At 30.9% G+C, this 1,265-nt stretch carries 2 protein-coding genes; one reads left to right on the top strand and one right to left on the bottom strand.

Annotation, left to right across the window (positions count from 1 at the left end; all coding sequences use genetic code 11):
* The first annotated feature begins 6 nt into the window (after window positions 1–6).
* Window positions 7–108: a type II toxin-antitoxin system YoeB family toxin gene (locus ABZX02_RS43950; RefSeq protein ID WP_355307970.1), complete on the top strand. Its 102-nt coding sequence runs from the start codon at window positions 7–9 to the stop codon at window positions 106–108.
* 560 nt (window positions 109–668) lie between these two features.
* Here ABZX02_RS43950 and ABZX02_RS43945 read toward each other — a convergent pair.
* Window positions 669–1,217 (bottom strand): recombinase family protein, encoded by a 549-nt coding sequence (locus ABZX02_RS43945; RefSeq protein WP_064657848.1) that lies wholly within the window; start codon window positions 1,215–1,217, stop codon window positions 669–671.
* Window positions 1,218–1,265 lie beyond the last annotated feature (48 nt).

The raw sequence follows: 1,265 nt of genomic DNA, 5'->3' as shown, positions 1-1,265 counted from the left end.
GGTAATTTGAAAGGTTACTATAGTAGAAGAATAAATCACGAGCATAGATTAGTTTATACTATTAAAGACCCTAGTATTATAATCATTGCATGTAGATATCATTATTAAAAAAGAGCTCTAGGTTAATCCTAGGGCTCATATACATATATTTATCGGTATAGTCGTTGCAATGATTAAAATAAGCCAAAAAATAACCATTCCCAATTTTGGCGAGTAGGATGAATGGTTAACATCACGAAAGTCACCGTCTTTTTAACGGGCTTACAGGGCACAAGTGTTACCAGCACTTGTGCTTTTCTATTTTTGTCACTTTCAGTATATACTGTTTAATACTATTTGTAAATTATTTTAATAAATATTTATATCAAAAGACCACTCTTTATGAGTGGTCTAAATTATTATTTAGAAGTATTATCACTATCAGATGAAGAAGAACCACCGTTGATTAATTTTTGAACTTCTTCGATTAATTTTTTTACAAAATTAACTACGTTTTCCATTATGTATTTCACCTCTTTGTTCTGTGTCATACAATCCTATTGTTACATCCTATTTAAAAATTTACAAATAAAAAGGTAACGTTTGAATAAGAAGTTAAACACAAAAAATAAATATACAACTTTAATACATAGTAAAATGAAAGAATTATAAAATATCTTTCATTATTTTTATTTTTTGATTACACGATATACAGTTGACCTACTTACGCCAGTAGCTTCGGCTATTTGTTCACCGGTCATTTTTTGTTCATCATATAGGAACTTAATTTCTCTTTTTTTATGATCAGGCATGGGTGGACGCCCACCGACGCGCCCTCTCGCTCTTGCAGAAGCAAGCCCCTTTTTAGTACGTTCGCTTAAAAGATTGGCTTCGAGTTCTGCAAAAGCACTCATCATCGTAAAAAACATTTTTCCCATTGCATCCTTAGTATTGATATTCATATCAATAATCTGTAATTCGATGTTATTGTTTTCTAACCATTGAGCCAATTCTATTAACTGTTTTGTTGTTCGACCTAAACGATCAAGTTTATAAACAACTAATGTATCTCCTTCACGTAAATACTCTAGACATTTGTCTAACTCTGATCTTTTCGTTTTTCGACCACTCACTTTTTCTTTAAATATTTTTGAACAGCCAAAGTTTTTTAAAGTATCGATTTGGCTATCTAAACTTTGATCTTGTGTTGAAACACGAGCGTAACCAATTTTAGCCATTTGTACACCACGCTTTATTAAATTTTGTTATTTGTTTCACTATTACTG

Origin of the sequence: Lentzea sp. NPDC003310 (assembly GCF_040610935.1) — a bacterium.
Classification (GTDB): domain Bacteria; phylum Actinomycetota; class Actinomycetes; order Mycobacteriales; family Pseudonocardiaceae; genus Lentzea.
The sequence above is the reverse complement of the archived record's forward strand: the minus strand, read 5'-3'. Positions and strand labels throughout refer to the sequence as shown.